We start from the raw sequence: 22,976 nt of genomic DNA on the forward strand, positions 1-22,976 counted from the left end.
TTTGCGTGAAAAAAATTGTATTTGTGAGCGGTGCAAGCGGTGTGGGAAAAACTACTTTATGTGAGATTTTAACAACACAAATAGGACCATCTTATAACGATGAAATTGCTGGAATCGATATGGATGAGGTGTATAAATTTGTGGATCGTAGGTTTCGTAGTCCGCATGGGGGCCGCTTATATAAATTGGCCCGGCATAATACAGGATGCTTAACCAATAATTTTCTGAAAAATGGAATTCATACGGTATTTATATTTGGAATTGAAATTTACAATAAACTGAGGGTGAATGATGTGCTGGAGTATGTACAAATAGATGAGCAAACGCTTGTGTATCATTTCACAATTACCCCGCCGAAAAGAAAGATCATCGAGCGGCTGTTAAAAAGGCAAAACCATGTTCCTGAATGGTTTCACATGCATTTACTGGAAAGAGAGTATTACTATGATGCAAAATGGACCATCCCAATTGATAACTCCAACCTGACCCCACGTAAAACAATGGATATCATCATGGAAAAAATACAGAAAACACAAGGAACGGATTATTTTACGACAAGATCGTAAAGCAGTTCAGCTCTTAGGTTTCGAATAGAATAAGGGAATGCATGCTTTCCGGGTGGAAAATTCACTATACATTCCCTTTGGTCACTTATTAGAAACACTGATAACCTCTTATGTTCGGATATGTCTCGTTATACTACTGTATGCTGCTTATTTGCAAGCCGGATTCGGTTCGGAAAAATATTTGAAATTGCTGCATTTTTTAGAAAGGCTGTTAATTCCAGTCGTTTATGTTCCTTCATTATATATGTGTTGTTACTAAAAACGCTGTAACCTCCACGATTTTAATCATTCGATTTCATTTTAAAGAAGTGCCGGTCATATAAATACGTGAAGACACACGTAAGAAAACAATAAAAGGCTGTTGGTGTCTATTTGACCCGAAGGTACCGTGGAAAGAGGGGCAAATAAAATGATTCAGGGGAGGAGAAGATGGATATCATCGGAAAAACAGTCTCGCGAAAAGATGCATGGGAAAAAGTAACAGGACAAGCAGTATACACAGGAGATAAAAGCGAGTCCGGAATGCTTTATGCAGAAAAGGTGATAAGTCCTTATGGGCATGCGCTCATAAAGAATATGGACCTTTCCAAAGCGAAGAAGATAAAAGGAGTAAAAGCAATTATTACGGGGGGGAATTTACCTTTAACCGGGGAAGAAATTCAAGACCGCTACCCTATTGCCTGTGAGAAAGTCCGTTATCATGGAGAAGTGGTAGCTCTTGTTGTAGCGGATACGCCGAAATGCGCCAGGCAAGCGGCGGATCTCATTCGCGTTGTGTATGAACCTCTGCCTGTTGTGAACACGCCGGGACAAGCTTTCGATCCAAACGCACCTCTTGTTCACGAACAACTGGAGCAATATAAAAAAAAATCTACCGTCTACCCGGAGCCCGGAACGAATATTGCCAATCGTTCTAAAATTAGAAAAGGAGATATCACAAAAGGATGGGAAAAAAGCGATGTTGTAATAGAAAAACGTTTTTCATTTAATCCTTCTGATCACGTAGCTATGGAAACCCGTTGTGCATTAGGGAGAATTGAAGCTGACGGAAAAGTTTTGATCACCTCATCGTCACAGGCTCCATTCATGATTAAACGCTTAATAAGTGAATACTTTGGAATCGAAAACGGGAATGTGATTGTCAATACGCCACTTGTTGGAGGAGGATATGGAGGAAAAGCTTCTATCCAGCTGGAGCTTCTTGCTTATATTGCATCAAAAGCTGTAGGAGGCAGGCTGGTAAGGGTGCAAAACACTCGTGAAGAAGATATCTTAACTTCTCCCTGCCATATCGGACTGGAAGCAACCATTAAACTTGGCTGTTCGCAAGAAGGACTTTTACAGGCGGCTGAAATCCTTTATCTTTGGGACGGGGGCGCTTATTCAGATAAAGCAACGTCCCTAAGCAGAGCGGGTGCAGTAGATTGTACGGGCCCCTACCATATTGATAACGTTTGGTGTGACTCGCTGTGCATGTATACGAACCACCCGTACGCGTCCCCTTACAGAGGCTATGCCCATTCAGAAGTGTTATTTGCTTTTGAACGTACAATGGACGGTTTGGCAGACAAGCTCAGGCTCGATCCCCTTGAATTCCGGCACAAAAATGCAATTCGTCCTGGAGACACAACGCCTACACAAGTTTTGCTGAACAAGAGTAATGTTGGCAATTTGCCGGAGTGTATTGATCGATTGAAAACATTGATGGAATGGGAAAAAGGGCAAAAAATCGATCTCGGTCATCATAAAATGAAAGTGAAGGGAATCAGCTGTGTTTGGAAGACATCAACTATTGACACAAATGCAGGCTCCGGGGTTATTTTAACATTTAATCCCGATGGCAGTGTGAACCTTTTATCCGGAGTCGTTGAAATCGGGACGGGAACCAAAACGGTACTTGCTCAAATTGTTTCAGAAAAGCTAAAAATGAAGTTTGAAAACGTACATGTCCAAATAAAAGTGAATACACAAAACACGCCGGAGCATTGGAAGACAGTCGCCAGCCGTGGAACCTTCATGGCGGGAAGAGCCGCATTGCAGGCAGTTGATGATGCGATCGGCCAGTTAAAGCACCTGGCTTCGTGTGTGTTAAGAGCGCCTGTTGAAGATTTTGAAATCGGGAGAGAAAGGGTTTATCTCCGGGACGACCCATCTATCGGATTATCGTATAAAGATCTTGCCTATGGGTACACCTATCCGAATGGAAATGCCATTGGAGGACAAATCATTGGCAGGGGACATTATATACTTAGGCATCTCACCTATTTAAACCCTGAAACAGGCGCAGGAAAGCCGGGGCCGGAATGGACAGTCGGTGCACAAGGGGTTGAAGTGGAGTTTGATACGCGGGAGTATACGTACAAAATAACAAAAGCCTTCTCTGTCATCGATGCTGGAAAAGTACTGAATCCTAAAATGGCTGAAGGACAGATAATGGGTGCCATGAGTATGGGACTTGCGTTTGGGGGAAGGGAAACATTTTATTTCGATGATCTCGGCCGAGTGCTGAATCCTCAGTTAAGAACCTATAGGCCGTTACGGTACGGTGAGAATCCTGAATATATTTGTGAATTTGTTGAAACACCGCAAATAGACGCGCCGTATGGTTCAAGAGGGGTTGGAGAGCATGGACTCCTCGGTATGCCGGCAGCACTTGGCAATAGTTTGTCTTTAGCTGCAGGCGTTTCCTTAAACCAATTACCATTGCTTCCTGAATTGATATGGCGAAAAAAGGAGGCGGCAAATAGAGGTGATTCCTTATGACTTTCGTTACTACAAACCAACATCCATTAAAGAAGCGGCTGATCTATACCAAACCATAACCGCTGAGGGCGGGAAACCTGTCTACTATTCAGGCGGCACTGAGATCATTACGCTTAGCCGGTTAAATCTCGTCTACACCGATGCTGTGATCGATATTAAATCCATTCCTGAATGCCAGGAATGGGGGTTTCATCATGAAGAACTCATAATAGGTGCTGCATTGCCTCTCAGCTTTTTTGATGAAAAAAGAGATTTTCCACTCCTAACCGAGACAGCAAGAGAGATTGCGGATTATACGGCACGAAATAAAATTACAATTGGCGGCAATATTTGCGGGCAAATTTTTTATAGAGAAGGCGTCCTTCCTTTTCTCTTATTGGACAGCCAAGTCCTTATTGCCGGAGAAAGCGGAGTGCGGAGGCAATCACTGAAAGAAGTATTTATTGAAACGTTAACGCTGAAGGACGGAGAATTTCTTGTTCAGCTCACAACAAAAAAAATAGATTTACGATTGCCTGCTCTTAGTGTAAAGAAACGTCAGCAGTGGAAGACCGGGTACCCGCTTTTGACAGTTGCCTCTGTAAAAAAAGACGGCCTCCTCCGGTTTGCGTTCAGCGGGGTTTGTCCGTTTCCATTTCGATCTGAACAAATGGAAGTTGTTTTGAATGACAGGAAGAAGCCGTATGAAGAGCGTGTCTTAGACTCGTTCAAGTATTTACCGAAGCCCGTTCTAAACGATACGGAAGGATCAAGTGAGTACCGGTTATTTGTTTTGAAAAATACAATTATTGATTTTTTGAAGAAATTAGAAGGTGATCAACGTGAGTGAGAAGAAGTCAAAAAAAGTCACGATTGACATGAATATTAATGGAGAAAAAGTTGAAACAGATATTCTGGCCGCTGATCTTTTACTGGATGTAATACGAAATAATTTAGGATTAACGGGAGCGAAGCCCGGTTGTTTAAATGGGGACTGCGGGGCATGCACCGTCATTATAAATCAAAAGCCGATGAAATCATGCCTTACGCTGGCTATTGAAGTAGGAGATAAGGAAATCACGACGATTGAAGGACTGCTCCATTCACCGGTCCAAAAAGCCTTTGTGGACGAGTTTGCTTTTCAATGCGGTTACTGTACGCCGGGATTTATTTTAAATAGCCATGCGCTGCTTATGAATGATCCGAATCCTAATAAAGAAAAAATAACAGAATGGCTATCTTCCAATATTTGCCGATGCACAGGATATAAGGAAATTGAGAACGCTATTCAGGCTGTCATGACGAAAACACATAATAAAAATGATTCAGACTGATTGGAGAAACAATGGCTTGGAGCTGTCTCTTTGTTTTGGGACAGCTCCAAGCAAATTATAACGATTTATAAACAACCTCTCTGGTTTTTGTGAAATGTTGGTTTTTATAAAATTGTTTTGCATACGTGTTTTCAGTCCAATATTCGAGTTCAACCAGGTCGATATTTAATTTTTTCGCTACGGTGTATATTTCCTCCATTAATTTTGAGCCGTAGCCCTTTCCTCTATGCGTTTCTGTGATGCTTAACTGATGTACATATACAGAATTTAATTCTTTGTTAAAAGCCATTTCTGGATAATTTCGTATCTCTAACCAAGAATATCCAAGTGGTTCGTGATGATCTTCTAAAATCAAAAAAACGAAACGGTCGATATTGATGACACTTTTGAAGAATTCTTTCACATCATGATGGTCATACTCTTTAAAATATTCCGGATACAGTTTTGCATGCACATCGTGAACAGATTCACTTAACTTTGCGATTGTCTCAAAATCACGACTTTGATAAATGTTCATAATGCCTCCTATTTCCCCTAATATTTTTTCCTTGAAAAACAATACGTAAGGCGAAAAGGGGTCATGTGAAAATTTTTTGAGCACGTAAAATTCTATCTTTTTCTAACCTGCAAAATTTGTATAGTTCCTGAAATAAATATATGTAAGGAAACGATCATTACTACTTGAATAATGACCGTTTCCGGATTAAACAGGGACCGAAATGTTAAAACGGGAGGTTATTTTTAGTAACCGTATCCGCGACTGAATGATGCGCCGATGATGATTAAAAGGATGAATAAAACAACAACCAATGCAAAGCCGCTGCCGTATCCGCCGCCACCGTATCCTACTGCACTCATATCTGTCACCTCCTTTAAAATCCGAGGAATTTCTTGATTATTTGAGAAATCTCTCGGTTTTTTGAGTTTATGGACGTGGAAAATGGAGTCCCGCCATTTGCTCATATGAAAAGCTGGCTTTTAACTAGAGAGATTCATTGAATCTAGGCAATGAACCTTCTAGACCATTCATTAGCAGTAATACCCATGATGGCCATGATGACCGACCAAAGAAGCTCCAACAATAATGAGAAGAATAAACAGCACAACCACTAATGCAAACCCCCGGCCAGCTCCATAGCCAGGTGAAACAACTTGACTCATGGAATTTCCACCTCCTTTTCTACATAGTATGAGAAGTTACATCTGTTGGTTGGGCAGAGAGGTAGGAAAATGAAAAATCGTTCATCCTTTTTAGGATCGCAGCCGGGAAGTGATTGACGCTCTTTTTACCAGAAGAACGCTGATGCTAAGGCAAATCCACCAATTGCAGCAAGTGCGATTGGAACGCCAAATCCAAATCTGCCATATCCATATCCATATCCATATCCATAACCGAATCCTCCCAGTCCTCCAGTAGGTTCAAGCCAAACGTGCCGCGGTGTAACTCGCGTGATTTTCCCTGTATAAACCTTGCCATCGTGACATGTGAGCCGTACCATTTTCCCAACATGCTTACAGCAAAGACTATACATATGTGGATGAGACATATCTCTTCCTCCTTTTCAATTAAATTTGCATTGGTTATGCATAATAGTTTATGCGGATAAGAAAATCTTGTATGAGATAAAAGCCTGTAAATGTAATTTATCGTCATTTAGGTGAAAAAATGTGCTTCTATTAATAAAAAATAGTCGTGTACATAAGAATAAAAGAGCACGGAAAAGGAGGTGCGGCGTCTTGCCTGTATTAGACACCCGAACATGGATGTATGATTTTTTGAAAGCCTGCAAAGAACAACACCTTAAGAATCCTTATTTCATTCAGTGTGACGTTTTGTGCTCTTCACTTAAAAATTTATTTCCTGATATAAGTGTCGAAGAACTTCATTACCATTTGTTAACTATTGGGTTGTTTGAGCCCTCGGAATGGAAGGCTATTGAACAGACCGTTTATCGAATGGAGAAAAGCAGTATGTGGGAGCTTGTGAGTCAGGAATATGAACGATTAAAAAGGAAATGGAATGGTCCAGAGATACCGATCATCATTTTTCCAATTAGAAATGCTCATCTGACAAGAAATAAAAACACTGTTTTAAAAAATGGAGCGGCTTTTAAGGAAGCAATCTTTTTGTTTCTATCGCCTGATTTGCAAAAAGAAGAGATAATGGCTTTATTGGCACATGAATATAACCATGTGTGCCGGCTAGCGTATTTAGGTAAAGATGAAAAACAATTATCTCTAAAAGAAGCTCTCATTATTGAAGGGTTTGGGGAATTTGCTGTGAAAGAATTATATGGGGAAAAGTGGTTAGCCCCCTGGATTAATTTCTATTCATTTGATGAGACAGTGGAAATTTGGAAAAAGAAATTCATCCCGTCTTTAAATATCGTTGGAAAAGAAAAATATGACGTTTTTTTATATGGAAAAAACAACCGGCACCTGCCAAAGTGGATTGGGTATCATATCGGTTTTCAAATTGTTGATTCTTTTCATTCTCTTTACGGTCCCTTTAAAGATGGCGGGTTGTATACGAAAACTGCTGACGAGGTGATAGCCGGATCTACATTTCGATATGAATCATGATGTACAAAAATGATCGTTATCATCTGTCGTTGATTTGCAAAAGGGATATATTTTATGAATGGAAATATATCCCTTTTCCTTATTAAGATATGAAAGGTTTGCGAACAGCTATAAACATTTTTAGCAATAACCGCCGTATCCACCCATAAATGATGCTCCAATGATAATTAAAAGAATGAACAATACGACGACCAGCGCAAATCCACGTCCTGCTCCAGCTCCATAAGATGCTACTCCGCTCATAATTCTCCACCTCCTTTTCTACAGAGTATGAAAAATATAAGAAGTTGTTTGGACAGAAGTCGAGAAAAAAACTTTTTTGCAAAATCACTGCTTTTTTATACCCATCTTTCATAACTAAAAAGTAACTGCTTTCAAATAGGAGCAATTACTAAAGATAATAAACATAATAGTATAGGAGACGGAAGCCCTAACAAAGATGGAGTGATCCTCCTTGTTGATCTTATTTTATGTTCTTAAAAATAAACGTGCTTTTTTCAAATTATCTGTTCCCTGTACACACACGCAATATGGAGAAGTTGTACAGATGAAAACGAAATAAAAACAAACTTTCCAATTGTATCTGTTATTAAAATCATCTGTATTCGCCGAAAGACAAGCTCCTAACTGAGTTAGTGAGCATAGTTTGTAAAGAGGTTCTGTGTATGGCACACAGAACTATCATATAAATCAGGAGAGGAGAGATAAACAATGGATTCTGATAAAAATAACTTGCCAAGCCTGTTTCAAAACTCTTTTTCAAACTTTATAAAATCGTTTGATTCTTTTTTCGAGGAATCATTTAGACATTATGAGGATTTCTTCAACCAGTCGTTTGCTGTTACCTCCTATGAAACAGGTTCAGACATGGTCATTGAAGCAGAACTTTTAGGGTGCAGGCGAGACCAGATTCAGATAAAAATTCTGCCAAATGGTCAATTAAAGATCAGTGTGGAAAATGCCAATTCAACAGAAGAAGAAACGAAGGAGGGTGTCGTTTTCCTTAAAAATCAATCATTGCAACAATACGAGAGAATCATAACATTGCCTTATTCCATCTCAGATGAGACGGCAAAAGCGTCATTTAAAGATGGGGTCTTAAGAATTATTATGTCGAAAGGAAAACAAACAGAAAAAACCATTGAAATTGAATAATTTATAGTATGGTTAGAAAGCAGAAACAGGACGAGTTAAACGTTAAGAAGCTCGCATATGATTCCATGCCGGCTTAATAAATAGAAGCAGCCCCACAAATGTGTGGGGCTGCTTCTTCGGGCCCGCATGATGCGGGTCATAAAGGCATTGCGACAAGATGTTACGATTTTAGCCTTTGCTCCTTGGGCCCGCATGATGCGGGTCACGAAGGCGTTGCGACAGGATGTCGCGATTTTAGCCTTTGCTCCTTACATTATGTCGTCTGAACGGCATCCACCAGTTCGCGGAACCGAGCAGTTTCATTAAGCTTGGCACAAGAAGGAGCCGGACGATGGTCGCATCAATCGCAATCGCGACGGCAATGCCAATTCCAATTTGCTTGACCGGGACAACACCGGTAAATGCAAAAGCACCGGTAATCACGATCATAATGAGTGCGGCAGACGTAATAATCTTGCTCGTGCTCGCCAGCCCTTCTACTGTCGCATATGTGTTGTCGTGTGTTTCCAAGTAATACTCGCGAATGCGGGAAATGAGAAATACTTCATAATCCATGCTTAGGCCGAAAACAAGACTAAACACTAAAACTGGCAAAATAAGTGAAATATCAGCCGGGTCCATTCCGAAGTGGCCGCCCTGGAACAGCCAGACGAGAATGCCGAATGTGGCGGCAAGGCTGATAACGTTCATTAAAATCGCTTTAAGCGGAATAATGATCGAACGGAACGCAATCATTAAAATAAAAAATGTTGAAATTAAAATGACCGACAAAACCGGAATCACTTTATTAAAAATTTCATCGTACAGCTCCTGGTTAAACTTCGGCTGTCCGCCAAACATGATGTCCGCCGGCCAGTCGTCCGCGCTCCAGTTACGAACGATCGTCTGCGCCGTATCAGAATCCGCCTCCACATCAAGTGAGATAGGGATGAGCAGCTTGTCTTCTTTTATAAAACCATCAATGGCCGGCTGAAGCTGGGCGGCTGCCTGTGGGTTTTGGAGAACAGCAGCAAGCTGAACCGGATCGGTTTGGCCGCTAATGGAAAATAACGTTTCTGCTCCACTAACAGCTTCTTCTCGTTCGAATTCATCCTGTAAATTCTTCATCACAGCAAGCCCGTCTTCACTGAGCCAGCCATCTTCTCTTTCCGCTGCAGCATATACTGTTGACGCGGCATCCTGCATAAATTCCCGCTCAATTTTGTCGTAGGCTGTCCGTGACTCAAACGTTTTTGGCAAAGAGTCTGCCGCCGGAATGGCAAGATTCATCTTTTGTACCGGAACGATGCCAGCGCCGAGAATGAGTAGCGCAAGCAAGGCAATCAGTATCGGCCGCTTCATGACAAAGCCGGCAAAAGTGCGCCATCGATTGGACGTATCGGGATTCGGACGGACAATCTGCCATTTATTTATGCGGTCGCCGAGTAGCTTCAGCATGGCCGGCAAAAGTGTCATGGAGGCGATCACTGCAATGGCAATAGCTATCATTCCGCCGATCGCCACATTTTTGAAAATATCAATATCGATTAACATCACCGAGCCGAGCCCGATAAACACACACAGCGCGGAAAACAAAATCGAGTGGCCGGCTTTAGACTGTGTGATCTGAAGTGCCTCATCAATCGTCCGTCCGTTCGCGCGTTCTTCTTTATAGCGATTAATAAATAGAAGCGAAAAGTCAATTGACAGCGCCAGCCCAAGCATCGGCACAATGTTTAAAATAAATATCGCCAGGTCCACGGAGTCGGCAATGAACGATAAAATGCCGAAGCCGGTCACAATTGTGACACCGCCAATAATGAGCGGCAAAATCGATGCAACAACGGTTCCTAACGCAAGCAAAAGCACAATAAGCGCCACCGGCAGACCAATCAGCTCTGCCCGTTTTAAGTCGTCCTGGCTTGCCTTGTTAATATCTTTTGAGATGACCGGCCCGCCTGTTAACGAAATGCCATCTTCTTTTTTAATAATCGACCGGACATCGTCAATAACAGGGTCCATTGCAATAAATTCGTCGTCGAAGTGAACAGCTGCATACGCGATATCGTCTTTCAGCCACTCTTTTTTAACAAGCGGCGAGTCCACCGTGGAAGGAGAAACATCGTCGTCAATCTCGGTTAACACCGATTCGATTTTTGACTGAAAAGCATCTGCTGACTCGCTTTCGCTTTTTTCAAACAAAACGAGCAGTGTATGCTCCGGAAAATCGAATGTGTCATGCAATTTCTGCTGAACAGTTTCATAGTCGCCATCTGTCCGGAATCCATCACCTTCAAGCTTAGAAGGAAGCTTTGCGGCAAAAAAGCCGAAGACAACAGCAGCGATCAGCCAAAGAACGAGTATGATTTTCCAAAATTGAATAAAAAGTGGTTGATTGTTCACGATAATAACTCCTTTTTTTCTCTATATTTCTATCATAAAGGAAAAACAGCGCTACTGGAAAATAATTAAACTATATAAATTGAGCGAAGATTTTTACTTTAGAAAACAGGGACTGTTTAGGCTGGTGTGTTTCGTATAGGTGCAAGGATGATCACCGATTTGTTTTGGAATCCATCCTGCTCAACAATCCCTTATGTGCCCAAGTATGAGTCGGTCTTGTGGAGGTTTTTGAACAGGGGCCGATAGGTGAAGCCGGCGGACTTCGCGTTCCAAAGGCAGTGCGGCAGCTTCCCCGGCTGCGCCTGCGGGATCTGCCGATTCACTGTACGTCCCGCAGGAGTCTTCGTCCGGCCCGCTTCACCAAGTGTTTTGAGAAAAGCGGTGAGTGTTCAAGCTAGTGCGCTTTGCTCTTTAAATGGATGATCGCTTCGTTTTAAATCGAAGCCTGCAAGCCTCCTTTTCTTCTTTATCCTTACTTGTCAAAAAGCAGAGGCGGCGGGTGTGCGGCGCAGACTCCAGTGGGACTAGCGGGCCAGATGAGATCCGTACAGCCGCAGAGCGGCGGAAACGAGTTCAGCGCCTGCCTCATGGTGCGCGAAGCCGTGCACCCGCCACCATTTCGGCTCCTGTCAAAAGCAGTTCAACTTATATAGGAAAAGATATTGACATTGAAAATCATTATCAATATAATGAAAATTATGAAAATCATTCTCATTTAAGAAGAAAGGAGAAAGAAAATGTTTATTGAAATGAAAACGATCATCGTGCAGCCTGGTACAGCTCATCTTATCGTGGAAAACTTTCAAGGGAAAAATGCAATGGCCGATATGGATGGCTTTATCGATAAACGCATTCTTGTTCGGTCACGCAACAAAGAAGAAGAAAAAGTGATTGTGACGATTCGCTGGGATTCTGAAGAAGCGTATAAAGGCTGGAAAAAAAGCCCGATTCACATTACGGGGCATCGTGAAAAACGTGAAAAGCCGCCATACGTGATCGATTCCATGAGCGAAACGTTCACAGAAGTGTCATCCGTAACGCCTGTTTAACCGGACATGTACTTGCGCCGACAAGCTCTTTCCTTTAAAATGAAATGGAAAAGCTGTCGGAGGAGAATAGTGATGTATAAGCTAGATGACTCACTTGGGTATAAGCTGTTTCAAAGTTCGCGGCTCATGACCAACAGGCTGAACCAGTATTTCCGATTAAAAGGCTATCCGATTACACATGAACAATGGCAAGTGTTAAGCCGTCTATTTGACAAAGACGGACAAACACAGCAGTCGCTCGCTGCGCTAAATGAACGGGATGAACCGAGCGTATCACGCCTCGTCGCCAATATGGAACGAAGCGGGCTCATTGAAAGGCGTTCACACCCGACAGATAAACGGATTAATCTTGTATTTTTATCGGAAGAAAGCAAAAGGCTAAAGAAAGAATACACCGCAGTTGCTGAGCAGACGATTCAAGATGCGTCTTTTGGCATTGACCCGGATGCATTTGCAGAATGCCTGTGGACATTGGATCAAATCCGTCGCAATTTGGCGTAAAAAAGCGTGCCGGTTCTTAATCGGCATTTATATTTTTCACTTCAATTGAGAATGAGTCTCTCTATCATCATTTGCATGACAGCAATACAAAGGTTAGGACAAATTATGAAAAAACGTTACTTAGTTCTATTGCTTATTGTGTTATCTTTTACATCGTTATTTGTCGGCGTGACAAGTATTTCGCCGATTGATCTATTCCGGTTTGATGATCATCAGACGCAAATCTTCTGGCAAAGCAGGGTGCCGCGGCTGATCAGTATTTTAATCGCGGGTGTGACACTGAGCATCAGCGGGTTTATTATGCAGCAGTTAAGCCGTAATAAATTCGTTTCTCCAACAACTGCAGGGACGATGGATTCGGCCCGGTTCGGGATTTTGATCGCGCTCATTGTGTTTACCTCCGCCAGCCCATTTGAAAAAATGGTCGTTGCGTTTATTTTCTCGCTTGCGGGCACTTTTTTGTTCATGAAAATCCTCGACCGGATTAAAATGAAAGATCCGATTTTTATTCCGCTTGTTGGGCTCATGTTCGGGAATATTATCAGCTCAATTACGACGTTTTTTGCATACAAGCATGACTTGATTCAAAATATGTCGGCCTGGCTTCAAGGGGATTTCTCCATGATTACGGCGGGCCGCTATGAAATGCTTTATATCAGCATTCCGCTCGTTGTGATTGCGTACATATTTGCTGACCGGTTTACGATTGCCGGCCTCGGCGAAGATTTTGCAAAGAACCTTGGCTTGAATTATAAACAGGCTGTAAATATTGGTTTGATTATTGTTGCATTGTCCACGACGCTCGTTGTGTTGACAGTTGGGCTTATTCCGTTTCTTGGTCTCGTTGTTCCGAATATTGTGTCGATTTACCGGGGCGACAATTTAAAAAACAGCTTGTATGATACGGCGTTGCTCGGTGCAGTATTCATTTTATTTTGCGACATTCTCGGCCGAATCATCATTTTCCCTTATGAAATTCCGATTGGCTTGACCGTCGGCGTCATTGGGAGCGGGATTTTTATTTACTTGCTGATGAGGAGACGGGATTATGCGTGAAAAAAGCAAATTTATACTGTTAATCGTTCTGGCGGCCGCATCGATTGCCGGCTATATGTTTATTGAACTTGGACCGAATTGGGATTACGCGCTGCCGAGACGTGCGGAAAAAATTGCGGCGATTGTTTTAACAGGAACGGTCATTGCGATTGCGACATTATTGTTTCAAACGGTCACCAACAACCGGATTTTGACCCCGAGTATTATCGGACTTGATTCGCTTTATATGCTTGTGCAGACGACGCTTGTTTTTTTCCTCGGCTCAACCAGCCTGACGGTGATGAACAAGCAGGTGAACTTTGCCATTTCAATTGGCTTTATGGTTGTGTTTGCGCTTATTTTGTACCGGTTCTTGTTTCGCCGGGAAGGGCAGAACATTTACTTTTTATTATTGCTTGGGTTAATTTTCGGTACCTTTTTCGGCAGTTTTACATCGTTTATGCAGGTGCTGATCGATCCGAACGAATTTCAAATTATTCAAGACCGGATGTTCGCAAGCTTTAATAACATCCAAACGGAAGTCCTTGTGATGGCAGCCGTTATTACGGCGGCGGTGCTGCTTTATTTAACGAAATTCGTGAAATATTTGGACGTCTTGTCACTTGGAAAAGAAACAGCCATCAACCTTGGTGTCGACTATGATTACACTGTGAAGCGGCTGCTCGTTATTGTGGCAATTCTCATCTCGGTTGCGACAGCTCTTGTTGGCCCTATTACGTTTCTTGGACTTCTTGTTGTAAACGTTGCATATGAAATGTTTAAAACGTATAAACATTCCGTGTTAATTTTCGCTTCAGTGCTTGTGTCAATCGTGGCGCTGACAGCCGGGCAAGTGCTTGTTGAACATGTCTTTACATTTTCGACACAGCTCAGCGTGATCATTAACTTTGTCGGCGGTATTTACTTTATATACTTATTGTTAAGGGAGAGTAAAACATAATGGTAGAAGTGCAATCGATCTCGAAATCATACGGATTAAAAGCAGTTGTCGATGATGTCTCAGTGAATATTCAAAAAGGCAAAATCACGTCTTTTATCGGTCCAAACGGTGCCGGGAAAAGTACACTTCTGTCCATTATCAGCCGGTTGATGAGCGCTGATACAGGAGAAGTATTAATTGACGGCCAAAAAGTAAATGAAACGAAAAACCGGGATTTGGCGAAAAAAATCGCAATCCTCAAGCAGTCGAATCATTTAAGCCTGCGTTTGTCGGTTCGGGATCTTGTTTCATTTGGCCGGTTTCCTTATTCGCAGGGAAAGCTGACGAAAGAAGACCATGTCTACATCGATGAAGCGATTCGCTACATGGAGCTTGAAGATATGCAGGACCGGTATTTAGATCAGCTGTCCGGCGGCCAAAAGCAGCGTGCGTTTATCGCGATGACGATTGCGCAGGATACGGAATACATCTTACTCGATGAGCCGCTCAATAATTTGGATATGAAGCATTCGGTTCAAATTATGAAAGTGCTGCGCAGACTGGCTGACGACCTTGGCAAAACGATACTGATCGTGATTCATGACATTAACTTTGCTTCTGTTTATTCGGATTATATCGTTGCGTTAAAAGACGGGAAAATTGAAGCACAAGGAACGGTTAATGAAATCATTACAAGCTTGACGTTAAAGCAAGTATATGGGATGGATATGTCGATACAAGAAATTAACAATCAAAAAATATGCGTGTATTTCAGCTAATTAAAGGAGAAAACAATGAAAAAATATTTATTATTTATTGTAATGGCTTTATTTGCAATGATCGCGGCGGCATGCGGATCATCAACGTCGAGTGAGGAAAATACAGCAGAACCAGCGGAAAAAAATGAAGCACCAACAGAAGTAACGGTTACACATGAGCTTGGTGAAGCAACCGTACCTGTAAATCCTGAAAAAGTCGTTGTATTTGATTTTGGTTCACTTGATACAATGGCAGAGCTTGGCGTTGAGCCAGTTGGTCTTCCGAAAGAAAACATTCCGGATTATTTATCCCAGTTTGAAGATGAGAAATATGAAAACACAGGAAGTTTAAAAGAGCCTGATTTTGAAAAAATTAATGAGCTGGCACCGGATTTAATCATCATTTCCAGCCGCCAAATGGATTTGTATGATCAGTTCGCTGAAATCGCCCCGACGGTTTATCTTGCAGTAGATGATGCAAATTACATGGAATCATTTAAGAAAAATGCCACAACCATTGGCCAGATTTTCGATAAAGAAGCAGAAGTAGAAGAAAAACTGGCAGCGATTGATGAAAAAGTTGCCGCATTAAATGAAAAAGCGTCAACAATGGAAGGGAACGGACTTGTTATTTTGGCGAATGAAGGCAAAATTAGCGCATATGGTCCTGCTTCACGCTTCGGTATCATTCATGATGTATTCGGCGTGAAACCGGCAGATGAAAACATTGAAGTATCGACACACGGACAAAGCGTATCATTTGAATACCTTGTTGAAACAGATCCAGACTATTTATTTGTTGTTGACCGCGGTGCTGTTGTAGTGGATGGAGAATCTTCTGTGAAGCAAGTAGTCGAAAACGATCTTGTCAAAGGCACAAAAGCAGTGAAAAATGACAATGTTATTTATCTTGATCCAAACGTTTGGTATCTGTCAGGCGGCGGATTGCAGTCTGTGCCGGCTCAAGCGGATGAAATTGAAAAAGCTATTGCTGAGTAAAAAGGAAAAACAGGACCGATGCCTAAGCATCAGTCCTGTTTTTTTATTTTAAGGGTAAAGGTTGTGCCGAGCAGTGAGGTTTCTTTTAATTCCAAATCGCCGTCCATCGCCCGGGCGAGCAGCTGGCTGAACGGCAAGCCCAGGCCAAGTCCACGGATTTTATATTTCTTATTTTCGCCGCGGTAAAAGCGTTCGAAAATCAACGTTTTTTCGGATTCTGGGATACCGATTCCTGTATCCGACACATCAATCAATGCACACGGGTCCTCATTTCGAACGGTTACGGCCATTTGTCCTTTGCTTTCAATCGCATGTGCCGCATTGTTCAGCAAGTTCATCATAATTTGCCGAAAGCGGTCCGGGTCAGTCAAAACGATAAGGTCACGTTCGTATGGATGAAAGTGAACCGGAATGTCATCTGGATTACGTGCTAAATTCCATTCATGCACGATGCCGCGTGTCAATTCATTCAGTTCGTGCGGTGCGGTTGAAACCGGCAGCGCATTAGCCGCGAACGTGTTAAACTCCAGCAAGTCGTTAATCATTGTCTGCATGCGTTCTGTTTCTTTCAATGAAATCGTAATAAACTCTTTCGCTTCTTCTCCTGTCACGACATCATCTTTTACCGCCTGGAGCAAGCCGCTGATCGATGTAACCGGTGTTTTTAACTCGTGTGTGACACCAGCCAGCAGTTCAGCCCGGATTGATTCTAACTGCTCCAAACGAATGGCCATGTCGTTAAACGATGTGACAAGATCGTACACTTCCTGCTCTTTTGCTTTGGATGGCATAAGAGAGACACCATAATTGCCGTTGCGGATTTCTTTCGCAGCAGCAGCCGCTGCGCTGATCGGACGTGCAAGGCGCCGTGATAAAATATAAATGGCCGCCCAGCCGAGCAAGCCGCTTCCTAAAATGAACAGCGCAAGAAGCCTGTATTCATCGTTCAAATCCGCAAATTTATCTTCCGGCTGAAGCATAACGACCCAGCCAAACGTCACCTCATCCACAATAATTGGTTTTTTAATTAAATAAACGAGTGCATCATTATTTAATCCTGAAAACGTCTGTACTGAGCTTTTTTTCTCCAGCACAGCAGAAGGAAATGAGCTTTCTTTATACAGATCCTGATCGCCTGCAGATAAAATGGTCCCGCCTGCATCAGTAATAAAAATGGAAGGCGGAGACTCCATTTTCATCAGCTCGTCCCGGGCATCAAGCATATCCTGATCGAGATAAGTAGATTGCGTAGTGTCTTCTACATTCTGCTGGCTCCCGGCAATCCGTCCAGCCAGTTCAGCCGCTAAAAATTCAGATACGTCCAGCCGGTTTTCAAGCGTTGTGTGCCGGATCCAGACGACCGACAGCATAGCCAGCACAAGCAGCCCGACAGCGAGCGTCACTGCATACCGCGTTGTCCAGTAGCGAAGCAGCGAAATGCGCCGTGTTTTATTCCTCAACAACAAACTGATACCCCACTCCGCGCAGCGTTTTAATTTCTCCTTCAGACGACGGCCATTTTGCGAGTGCTTTACGAATCCGTTTTACTGATAGATCGACAGCACGGTCGCTTCCTTCGTAGTCGTGTCCCCATACTTCATCAAGCAGCTGGTCTCGCGTAAATGTCCGGTTCGGCGCCGCCGCTAAAAATAACAGAAGAGATAAGTCACGGGGCGTCAGTGTAATTTCTTTATTCGCCAGCGTGATCCGGTGTGCTGTAAAATCGATCGTCAGACTGCCGAATTGATGAACTTTTTCATCTGGACGGCTTTCTTCGGAACGGCGCAGCACCGCCCGAACACGCGCCACGACTTCGTCTGCAATAAATGGCTTTGAAATATAATCGTCTGCGCCGCCGTTTAATCCGTCAAGACGGTAATTTACATCATTTAACGCTGTCAGCATAATGACCGGACAGCTGCCGTTCGTCCGGATTTCTTTTAATACGGCCCAGCCATCTTTGCCGGGCATCATAACATCCAGCAAAACAAGGGAAGGCGGGGCCAATTGAAATTTTTCCACCGCTTCTGTTCCGTTAAATGCCTGAACCACCTGAAAACCGGCCTTTACCAAATATACTTTCAGTACCTGGCTGATCGCAGGCTCATCTTCTGCTATTAAAATTGTCTGCATTGAACATACGTCCTTTCCCTATTGATACGCGCCATGGCCAAATTCATTCTGTTTGTGGCCAGTCCAGCATCTATAAACAGATTCGACAAAAAACCGGCCTCGCTTGGCCGGTTTTAATAAAATCCATTTAATTGTTCAGCCGCTTCAGAATTCACCTCAGAAATAGCAGTGATCAAGTCTTTCGTACGCTGCCCGTCTGTTTCAATACCAAAGTAGCCGGCTGCATTATGTACATATGTTTCATGGACCTTTTTTACCTCGAGACGAAGCGCTTTTTCCTCTTTACCATCCGTCTTAATGCCAAGAGCAGCGGCTTGATGCTGCAGTTTCGCCAGCCGGACTTTTTTCGCAGCTGTTTCCAAATCGTCGCCTTCAATATGAATGCCGAGTGCTGCCGCCTGATCGGCAATGACATCAGCGAAATTTTTCGTTCCAGTTCGTGTGACGGACGGCGCCGCCTGTTCTTTAATAAGCTGCGGAGAAGCGGCTTGAGCTGGAGAAGAGGAAACACCGCTTAAAATCGTGATCGATAGCGCACCGGTCATAACATATGACATTGTTTTCTTCTTCATAATCCTTCCTCCTGTGTATTTCCTTTACTAGATAATTTCATTTTACTCGAGAATTATGTCGAGTACATGTCAAATTGATAAATTTTTTGTATTTTTTCATATCCAGTCGTGAATATTTTTTTGAAAATTTGCTTGATCTTTAAAATAACATCGCTTATTGTCTAGTTAAGCGCTTTCTTTAAAATAAAAATTCAGAAAAGTAATCGTTATGATTTCAGAAGCGAAAAACGCGGCTAAAAAACTGCTGGAGCTTCCAAAAAAGCCGACAGCTGTGTTTGCGGCGACCGATCTCATTGCCATTGTATTAATCAATGAAGCGCGAAATGCCGGTGTGAAGGTTCCAGAGGATTTATCGGTTATCGGGTTTGACAATACGATTTATGCGGAAATATCAGATCCGGGCTTAACAACGATAGAGCAGCCCATTACGGAGCTTGCTAATTATTCATTTGATCAGCTTTTGCAGTTAATTGAGCAGCCTGATCGAATCGGCCATCGCATCATGCTGTCGCCGACATTAATTGAAAGAGGATCTGTTCAAAAAGCATAGACAAACGAGCTCAATCTAAATAAAAGCACGGACTTTTCTTTCTTGAAAAGTCCGTGCTTTTTTGAATAAAAAGCGGTCTGGATTATTTATGTACCTTCTCCTGGTTTTCAATCGGTGAAAATTATTTATCGCCAGCCGGTACTATCGGTTTGCCAAAGGGTATTTGCGCCATAAGCTTCCAATCTTCCGGAACGCACCACTCAACCGCTGCTTTTCCATCGATTAACGGACTATAGTGCTGAAATTTTGTTACATTTAGAAACATAGTTTAAAAAAATAATTTAAATAAATAAAGTTACTATGTTTTAAAAAGTGGAAAGATATCATTTTCTTTTGAAATGATGTATACTAAAAATATACAAATGAGGTGATCGAGTATGAATCTTTGTCCGAAAGTTGAAAAAGCGATGCAGCTTTTAGGAAAACGCTGGACAGGTCTTGTCATTAAGCAGCTTCTTGAAGGCCCGCAGCGTTTTTCTGAAATTAAAGCTGGATTTCCGATCAGCGGCAAGCTGTTGACAGAAAGACTGAAAGAGTTGGAAGACGAAGGCATTGTCACAAGAAAAGTATATGCAGAAGTGCCCGTCCGGGTTGAATATACGTTGACTGAAAAAGGAAGTGCGCTGAAAGCGGTCATTAGTGAAATAGAACATTGGGCGTCTGACTGGATGGAAGTCGAAGAACAAGTGCAATAATTGAGACCTTTGTCTCGTTTTAGCTGGCAGCATGGCGGGAATGGGACAGATAATATGATTAAAGGAGAAACAATATGTCCCGTGAACAGCAAAAACTGCTTGAAGTCATGCAGGAAGCATATTTGCATGGTGAACAACGAGATACAGAATTAACAGCATTATTGACGCTTATTACCGAGAAATTGTCATCAGTCGTGAAGCCCGAGTAAGCAGGAGAGAGAACTCCTGCTTTTTGTTTTGGCAAAAAGAGAAGAAATGTGTAAAATAAAGAAGGTGCATTAAATCGGAATTATTTTGATTTAAGAAAGGTATGAAAAGATGAAAACAGAGCTTTATATTATTGGTGGTTTTCTCGGCAGCGGCAAAACAACACTGCTGCTTCAATTGCTTAAAAAAGAAAAAAAAGCCGGACGAAAAGTGGCTGTGTTAATGAATGAAGTTGGAGCCGTGTCCGTCGATTCAGCCCTGCTTGGAGAAGAAACAGCGGTGAGGGATATGCTTAATGGCTGCATTTGCTGCACGATTAAAGATGAAATCGAAGTTGAGCTGCTGACGCTTTATAAAGATCACCGGCCGGACGTTATTTATATTGAAACGACAGGCGCTGCGCATCCGATGGAAGTGCTGGATGCATGCATGTCGCCGGTTATTGCCATGCAAATTGATGTAAAAGGTATTTTAACACTTGTTGACTGCGCCCGCTGGATGGAACGAAACCGTCTGCCAATCGCGCATCGGAAGCTGATGGAAGACCAGGCGCGCTGGAGTGATGTTGTCGCACTCACGAAAACAGATCTCGTGACTGAAGAAGCATTGGCTGAGATTAAACAAGATATTCGGTCGCTTAATGAAAAAGTGGATCTTCGTGAAATGAAGTTTGGGAAAATAGAAGGCGGCGCCATGTTTGGCGGCGGCAGCCGGTCGGAAGAAGGGCACCACGTCCACCAGCACTTGCACGTTAGAACATTTGCCTATGAGTTTGTTAATCATGTGCCGCGCGCTGCCTTTATAAAGTGGGTCGAGCAGCTGCCAGATTCGGTGCTGCGGATAAAAGGATTTGTGAAATTTGAAGACACTGGTGAACGGCCTGAGCTGTTTCAATATGCATACGGTGTCCCATTTTTTCAGCCGCAGCCGATGAAGCGGCGGGCGGTCATCGTTGTCATCGGGGATGGGCTTGATGAAGAAGCCTTGCGAAACGGATTAAACAAGCTGGAAGGAGTTTTTTAAAAAAGCCGGTTCGCGTATGAACGCGAACCGGCTTTTCGTTAGACAGGGAGACTTTTCAAGTAGTCGCGCACTTCTTCCGGGGACTTGGCATTGGCGCTATGCAAATGCGCGAGTTTTTCACCGTCTTGAAATAGGAGCAGGCTTGGTATGCCCATCACGTCATATTTTTGCGCTGCATCAGGGAAATCATCACGGTTCAATTCAAACCATCGATACTGTCCGTAATCAGCGATAATGTCATCGATAAACATATCCATTCTTGTACAGTCCGGGCACCAGCCGGCGTAAAATTTAATGATGACCGGCTCACTTCCGGCAATGATTTCTTCAAATTGTTCGTTCGTTTTAATAGCTTCCATTTCAAACACCTCTTCTTCTTATATAATAGTTTTTTGCTTAAGTATTTTACCATGCTTGTTGAAAGATTTCTTGTTTCTGAACCGTTTGACTGTTGTACAATGACTCAAGAACGTTATAATAGAAACTGGTCTATTTTTAGTAGAAAGAGGAATTTACATGAATTCTCAACAACAATCAAGCCGCATTGATTACGGGTTGATGTTAATTTTGTTTATGCTGTTTGTTGTCAGCTGTGTCGCGATTTACAGTGCACAGACGACCGGTCAATATGGTACAAACTTTGTCATCCGGCAAGTTGTCTGGTATGTGGTTGGAATTGGCATTATTACGTTATTTATCCGCTTTGATTCAGATCAATTTCATGGCATGTCTTGGTATTTGTACGGCATTGGGATCTTTCTGCTTGTTTTTTTAATTATTGCACCGTCATCCATTGCGCCGACAATTAATGGCGCAAAAAGCTGGTATCGGTTTCCCGGAATAGGACAAATCCAGCCATCCGAGTTTTTTAAAATTTTTCTTGTTTTAACGCTGTCTCGGATTATGGTGAATCACCATTTGAAAAATCCGATTAAAACGATTCAAAGTGATTTACTTCTTCTGGTAAAGCTTGGAGCCACAACTGGAGTGCCGCTTCTCTTAATTATGCAGCAGCCCGATCTCGGCACGTCGCTCGTGTTAATTTCCATTTTGCTCGGGATGATTTTTGTCTCTGGTATCACCTGGAAAATTTTGCTTCCGCTGTTTGGTAGTGCATCGGCGCTCATTGCGCTTATTTTTTACATGGTTTTGTGGCACCCGGCCATTCTCGAAAAATACTTGGGCGTGAAGCAGTATCAGTTCGGTCGTATATACTCCTGGCTGGACCCTTACAATTATGAAAGCTCGACTGGCTTCCATTTAACAAGGTCGCTCCTTGCGATTGGTTCCGGACAGACAATGGGCAAAGGATTTGGTTATAGGGAAGTCTATCTCCCTGAAAGCCATACTGACTTTATTTTTAGTATTATCGGAGAAGAGTATGGATTCATTGGCGCATCGATCGTCGTCAGTCTCTTTTTTGTGCTGATCTACCACATTACAAAACTCTCATTAACGACAAAAGTACCTTATTATTCTTACATGTGTGCGGGTGTGATTGCGATGATTACTTTTCACGCGTTTCAAAACATCGGCATGACGATTGGCCTTCTGCCGATTACCGGGATTCCGCTTCCGTTTATTAGCTATGGGGGCAGCTCGCTTATGGGGAATATGCTGGCGCTGGCACTTGTTTTTTCAATTACGTACAATGAACGCCATTATATGTTTTCGTCTGATCAGTCGTAGCCCGCTTATATAGCGGGTTTTTTTATTGCTTTCCGTTACTATTGTAACGGTCTATAATAAAAA

27 protein-coding genes and 1 pseudogene are annotated in these 22,976 nt (G+C 42.7%); 17 read left to right on the forward strand and 11 right to left on the reverse strand.

What is annotated here, in order from left to right:
• Positions 1–5: 5 nt before the first annotated feature.
• The 4 genes from VQ00_RS00855 (at position 6) to VQ00_RS00870 (ending at position 4,642) form a co-directional block, all read left to right on the forward strand.
• Positions 6–566 carry a hypothetical protein gene (locus tag VQ00_RS00855; protein ID WP_046178247.1) on the forward strand — a complete coding sequence of 187 codons (561 nt, stop codon included), beginning with the start codon at positions 6–8 and terminating at the stop codon, positions 564–566.
• A gap of 429 nt (positions 567–995) precedes the next feature.
• Positions 996–3,329 (forward strand): xanthine dehydrogenase family protein molybdopterin-binding subunit, encoded by a 2,334-nt coding sequence (locus VQ00_RS00860; RefSeq protein ID WP_046178248.1) that lies wholly within the window; start codon positions 996–998, stop codon positions 3,327–3,329.
• Complete coding sequence (locus tag VQ00_RS00865) at positions 3,316–4,158, forward strand: FAD binding domain-containing protein (protein ID WP_046178249.1); 843 nt, start codon at positions 3,316–3,318, stop codon at positions 4,156–4,158. The genes VQ00_RS00860 and VQ00_RS00865 overlap by 14 nt, the downstream gene beginning before the upstream one ends.
• A gap of 28 nt (positions 4,159–4,186) precedes the next feature.
• Positions 4,187–4,642, forward strand: coding sequence for a (2Fe-2S)-binding protein (locus VQ00_RS00870; RefSeq protein ID WP_046178878.1), 456 nt, complete (start codon positions 4,187–4,189; stop codon positions 4,640–4,642).
• Positions 4,643–4,697: 55 nt separating this feature from the next.
• Here VQ00_RS00870 and VQ00_RS00875 read toward each other — a convergent pair whose 3' ends face one another.
• From VQ00_RS00875 to VQ00_RS00880, 4 genes are all read right to left on the reverse strand, one after another.
• On the reverse strand, positions 4,698–5,159 hold the full coding sequence (locus VQ00_RS00875) for a GNAT family N-acetyltransferase (protein ID WP_046178250.1): 462 nt from the start codon (positions 5,157–5,159) through the stop codon (positions 4,698–4,700).
• Between the two features lie 224 nt (positions 5,160–5,383).
• The gene (locus VQ00_RS17895; RefSeq protein ID WP_082091413.1) at positions 5,384–5,500 is read right to left on the reverse strand and encodes a YjcZ family sporulation protein; all 117 of its coding nucleotides are present in this window, start codon (positions 5,498–5,500) and stop codon (positions 5,384–5,386) included.
• A 171-nt stretch (positions 5,501–5,671) separates the two neighbouring features.
• The gene (locus VQ00_RS17900) at positions 5,672–5,803 is read right to left on the reverse strand and encodes a YjcZ family sporulation protein (protein WP_082091414.1); all 132 of its coding nucleotides are present in this window, start codon (positions 5,801–5,803) and stop codon (positions 5,672–5,674) included.
• A 125-nt stretch (positions 5,804–5,928) separates the two neighbouring features.
• Positions 5,929–6,189, reverse strand: coding sequence for a hypothetical protein (locus VQ00_RS00880; protein ID WP_046178251.1), 261 nt, complete (start codon positions 6,187–6,189; stop codon positions 5,929–5,931).
• 121 nt (positions 6,190–6,310) lie between these two features.
• On the opposite strand from VQ00_RS00880, the gene VQ00_RS00885 reads away from it, so the two are divergent.
• A complete protein-coding gene (locus tag VQ00_RS00885; RefSeq protein ID WP_245617983.1) occupies positions 6,311–7,225 on the forward strand; it encodes a DUF2268 domain-containing putative Zn-dependent protease in 915 nt (304 codons plus the stop codon).
• Between the two features lie 120 nt (positions 7,226–7,345).
• Here VQ00_RS00885 and VQ00_RS17905 read toward each other — a convergent pair whose 3' ends face one another.
• Complete coding sequence (locus VQ00_RS17905; protein WP_082091415.1) at positions 7,346–7,468, reverse strand: YjcZ family sporulation protein; 123 nt, start codon at positions 7,466–7,468, stop codon at positions 7,346–7,348.
• Positions 7,469–7,936: 468 nt separating this feature from the next.
• On the opposite strand from VQ00_RS17905, the gene VQ00_RS00890 reads away from it, so the two are divergent.
• Positions 7,937–8,380 carry an Hsp20/alpha crystallin family protein gene (locus tag VQ00_RS00890; protein WP_046178253.1) on the forward strand — a complete coding sequence of 148 codons (444 nt, stop codon included), beginning with the start codon at positions 7,937–7,939 and terminating at the stop codon, positions 8,378–8,380.
• A gap of 234 nt (positions 8,381–8,614) precedes the next feature.
• Here VQ00_RS00890 and VQ00_RS00895 read toward each other — a convergent pair whose 3' ends face one another.
• Positions 8,615–10,762, reverse strand: coding sequence for an MMPL family transporter (locus VQ00_RS00895; RefSeq protein WP_046178254.1), 2,148 nt, complete (start codon positions 10,760–10,762; stop codon positions 8,615–8,617).
• Between the two features lie 737 nt (positions 10,763–11,499).
• On the opposite strand from VQ00_RS00895, the gene VQ00_RS00905 reads away from it, so the two are divergent.
• The 6 genes from VQ00_RS00905 to VQ00_RS00930 all read left to right on the forward strand — a co-directional run bounded on the left by VQ00_RS00905 (position 11,500) and on the right by VQ00_RS00930 (position 16,044).
• A complete protein-coding gene (locus VQ00_RS00905) occupies positions 11,500–11,811 on the forward strand; it encodes an antibiotic biosynthesis monooxygenase family protein (RefSeq protein ID WP_046178256.1) in 312 nt (103 codons plus the stop codon).
• 72 nt (positions 11,812–11,883) lie between these two features.
• Positions 11,884–12,312, forward strand: coding sequence for a MarR family winged helix-turn-helix transcriptional regulator (locus tag VQ00_RS00910; protein WP_046178257.1), 429 nt, complete (start codon positions 11,884–11,886; stop codon positions 12,310–12,312).
• A gap of 105 nt (positions 12,313–12,417) precedes the next feature.
• The gene (locus VQ00_RS00915) at positions 12,418–13,368 is read left to right on the forward strand and encodes an ABC transporter permease (protein ID WP_046178258.1); all 951 of its coding nucleotides are present in this window, start codon (positions 12,418–12,420) and stop codon (positions 13,366–13,368) included.
• Positions 13,361–14,308 carry an iron chelate uptake ABC transporter family permease subunit gene (locus VQ00_RS00920; protein ID WP_046178259.1) on the forward strand — a complete coding sequence of 316 codons (948 nt, stop codon included), beginning with the start codon at positions 13,361–13,363 and terminating at the stop codon, positions 14,306–14,308. Before VQ00_RS00915 ends, VQ00_RS00920 begins: the two co-directional genes overlap by 8 nt.
• Positions 14,308–15,066, forward strand: a complete 759-nt coding sequence (locus VQ00_RS00925) for an iron ABC transporter ATP-binding protein (RefSeq protein ID WP_046178260.1) — start codon at positions 14,308–14,310, stop codon at positions 15,064–15,066. Before VQ00_RS00920 ends, VQ00_RS00925 begins: the two co-directional genes overlap by 1 nt.
• A 15-nt stretch (positions 15,067–15,081) precedes the next feature.
• On the forward strand, positions 15,082–16,044 hold the full coding sequence (locus tag VQ00_RS00930; RefSeq protein ID WP_046178261.1) for a siderophore ABC transporter substrate-binding protein: 963 nt from the start codon (positions 15,082–15,084) through the stop codon (positions 16,042–16,044).
• Between the two features lie 29 nt (positions 16,045–16,073).
• Here the strand turns inward: VQ00_RS00930 and VQ00_RS00935 are convergent, their stop codons facing one another.
• The 3 genes from VQ00_RS00935 to VQ00_RS00945 form a co-directional block, all read right to left on the reverse strand.
• Complete coding sequence (locus VQ00_RS00935) at positions 16,074–17,507, reverse strand: sensor histidine kinase (RefSeq protein WP_046178879.1); 1,434 nt, start codon at positions 17,505–17,507, stop codon at positions 16,074–16,076.
• A complete protein-coding gene (locus VQ00_RS00940) occupies positions 17,494–18,177 on the reverse strand; it encodes a response regulator transcription factor (protein WP_046178262.1) in 684 nt (227 codons plus the stop codon). Before VQ00_RS00940 ends, VQ00_RS00935 begins: the two co-directional genes overlap by 14 nt.
• A 113-nt stretch (positions 18,178–18,290) precedes the next feature.
• A complete protein-coding gene (locus tag VQ00_RS00945; protein WP_046178263.1) occupies positions 18,291–18,749 on the reverse strand; it encodes a hypothetical protein in 459 nt (152 codons plus the stop codon).
• A 208-nt stretch (positions 18,750–18,957) separates the two neighbouring features.
• Here VQ00_RS00945 and VQ00_RS00950 point away from each other — a divergent pair, with 208 nt between their 5' ends.
• On the forward strand, positions 18,958–19,299 hold the full coding sequence (locus VQ00_RS00950) for a substrate-binding domain-containing protein (RefSeq protein WP_046178264.1): 342 nt from the start codon (positions 18,958–18,960) through the stop codon (positions 19,297–19,299).
• A gap of 121 nt (positions 19,300–19,420) precedes the next feature.
• On the opposite strand, the pseudogene VQ00_RS18995 reads toward VQ00_RS00950, so the two are convergent.
• Positions 19,421–19,540: pseudogene (locus VQ00_RS18995) on the reverse strand (nitroreductase family protein); the annotation flags it as partial.
• Between the two features lie 136 nt (positions 19,541–19,676).
• Here VQ00_RS18995 and VQ00_RS00955 point away from each other — a divergent pair.
• From VQ00_RS00955 to VQ00_RS00960, 3 genes are all read left to right on the forward strand, one after another.
• Complete coding sequence (locus tag VQ00_RS00955) at positions 19,677–19,994, forward strand: winged helix-turn-helix transcriptional regulator (protein ID WP_046178265.1); 318 nt, start codon at positions 19,677–19,679, stop codon at positions 19,992–19,994.
• A 74-nt stretch (positions 19,995–20,068) separates the two neighbouring features.
• Positions 20,069–20,203 (forward strand): hypothetical protein, encoded by a 135-nt coding sequence (locus VQ00_RS19295; RefSeq protein WP_256519501.1) that lies wholly within the window; start codon positions 20,069–20,071, stop codon positions 20,201–20,203.
• A gap of 109 nt (positions 20,204–20,312) precedes the next feature.
• A complete protein-coding gene (locus VQ00_RS00960; RefSeq protein WP_046178266.1) occupies positions 20,313–21,224 on the forward strand; it encodes a CobW family GTP-binding protein in 912 nt (303 codons plus the stop codon).
• A 38-nt stretch (positions 21,225–21,262) separates the two neighbouring features.
• On the opposite strand, the gene VQ00_RS00965 is transcribed toward VQ00_RS00960, so the two are convergent.
• Complete coding sequence (locus tag VQ00_RS00965) at positions 21,263–21,583, reverse strand: thioredoxin family protein (protein WP_046178267.1); 321 nt, start codon at positions 21,581–21,583, stop codon at positions 21,263–21,265.
• Between the two features lie 157 nt (positions 21,584–21,740).
• On the opposite strand from VQ00_RS00965, the gene VQ00_RS00970 reads away from it, so the two are divergent.
• Positions 21,741–22,913, forward strand: a complete 1,173-nt coding sequence (locus VQ00_RS00970; protein ID WP_046178268.1) for an FtsW/RodA/SpoVE family cell cycle protein — start codon at positions 21,741–21,743, stop codon at positions 22,911–22,913.
• Positions 22,914–22,976 lie beyond the last annotated feature (63 nt).

The sequence above is a fragment of the Domibacillus tundrae genome, assembly GCF_000970675.1.
In the GTDB taxonomy this organism is placed as follows: Bacteria; Bacillota; Bacilli; order Bacillales; family Domibacillaceae; genus Domibacillus; species Domibacillus tundrae.

What these genes read in the sequence shown, in the direction of transcription:
- VQ00_RS00945 (WP_046178263.1), bottom strand. Translation starts at nt 18,749, where the DNA reads ATGAAGAAGAAAACAATGTCATATGTTATGACCGGTGCGCTATCGATC.
- VQ00_RS00965 (WP_046178267.1), bottom strand. Translation starts at nt 21,583, where the DNA reads ATGGAAGCTATTAAAACGAACGAACAATTTGAAGAAATCATTGCCGGA.
- VQ00_RS00950 (WP_046178264.1), top strand. Translation starts at nt 18,958, where the DNA reads ATGATTTCAGAAGCGAAAAACGCGGCTAAAAAACTGCTGGAGCTTCCA.
- VQ00_RS17895 (WP_082091413.1), bottom strand. Translation starts at nt 5,500, where the DNA reads ATGAGTGCAGTAGGATACGGTGGCGGCGGATACGGCAGCGGCTTTGCA.
- VQ00_RS00910 (WP_046178257.1), top strand. Translation starts at nt 11,884, where the DNA reads ATGTATAAGCTAGATGACTCACTTGGGTATAAGCTGTTTCAAAGTTCG.
- VQ00_RS00925 (WP_046178260.1), top strand. Translation starts at nt 14,308, where the DNA reads ATGGTAGAAGTGCAATCGATCTCGAAATCATACGGATTAAAAGCAGTT.
- VQ00_RS00955 (WP_046178265.1), top strand. Translation starts at nt 19,677, where the DNA reads ATGAATCTTTGTCCGAAAGTTGAAAAAGCGATGCAGCTTTTAGGAAAA.
- VQ00_RS17900 (WP_082091414.1), bottom strand. Translation starts at nt 5,803, where the DNA reads ATGAGTCAAGTTGTTTCACCTGGCTATGGAGCTGGCCGGGGGTTTGCA.
- VQ00_RS00940 (WP_046178262.1), bottom strand. Translation starts at nt 18,177, where the DNA reads ATGCAGACAATTTTAATAGCAGAAGATGAGCCTGCGATCAGCCAGGTA.
- VQ00_RS00860 (WP_046178248.1), top strand. Translation starts at nt 996, where the DNA reads ATGGATATCATCGGAAAAACAGTCTCGCGAAAAGATGCATGGGAAAAA.
- VQ00_RS19295 (WP_256519501.1), top strand. Translation starts at nt 20,069, where the DNA reads ATGTCCCGTGAACAGCAAAAACTGCTTGAAGTCATGCAGGAAGCATAT.
- VQ00_RS00930 (WP_046178261.1), top strand. Translation starts at nt 15,082, where the DNA reads ATGAAAAAATATTTATTATTTATTGTAATGGCTTTATTTGCAATGATC.
- VQ00_RS00875 (WP_046178250.1), bottom strand. Translation starts at nt 5,159, where the DNA reads ATGAACATTTATCAAAGTCGTGATTTTGAGACAATCGCAAAGTTAAGT.
- VQ00_RS00880 (WP_046178251.1), bottom strand. Translation starts at nt 6,189, where the DNA reads ATGTCTCATCCACATATGTATAGTCTTTGCTGTAAGCATGTTGGGAAA.
- VQ00_RS00915 (WP_046178258.1), top strand. Translation starts at nt 12,418, where the DNA reads ATGAAAAAACGTTACTTAGTTCTATTGCTTATTGTGTTATCTTTTACA.
- VQ00_RS00870 (WP_046178878.1), top strand. Translation starts at nt 4,187, where the DNA reads ATGAATATTAATGGAGAAAAAGTTGAAACAGATATTCTGGCCGCTGAT.
- VQ00_RS00890 (WP_046178253.1), top strand. Translation starts at nt 7,937, where the DNA reads ATGGATTCTGATAAAAATAACTTGCCAAGCCTGTTTCAAAACTCTTTT.
- VQ00_RS00905 (WP_046178256.1), top strand. Translation starts at nt 11,500, where the DNA reads ATGTTTATTGAAATGAAAACGATCATCGTGCAGCCTGGTACAGCTCAT.
- VQ00_RS00920 (WP_046178259.1), top strand. Translation starts at nt 13,361, where the DNA reads ATGCGTGAAAAAAGCAAATTTATACTGTTAATCGTTCTGGCGGCCGCA.
- VQ00_RS00970 (WP_046178268.1), top strand. Translation starts at nt 21,741, where the DNA reads ATGAATTCTCAACAACAATCAAGCCGCATTGATTACGGGTTGATGTTA.
- VQ00_RS00960 (WP_046178266.1), top strand. Translation starts at nt 20,313, where the DNA reads ATGAAAACAGAGCTTTATATTATTGGTGGTTTTCTCGGCAGCGGCAAA.
- VQ00_RS17905 (WP_082091415.1), bottom strand. Translation starts at nt 7,468, where the DNA reads ATGAGCGGAGTAGCATCTTATGGAGCTGGAGCAGGACGTGGATTTGCG.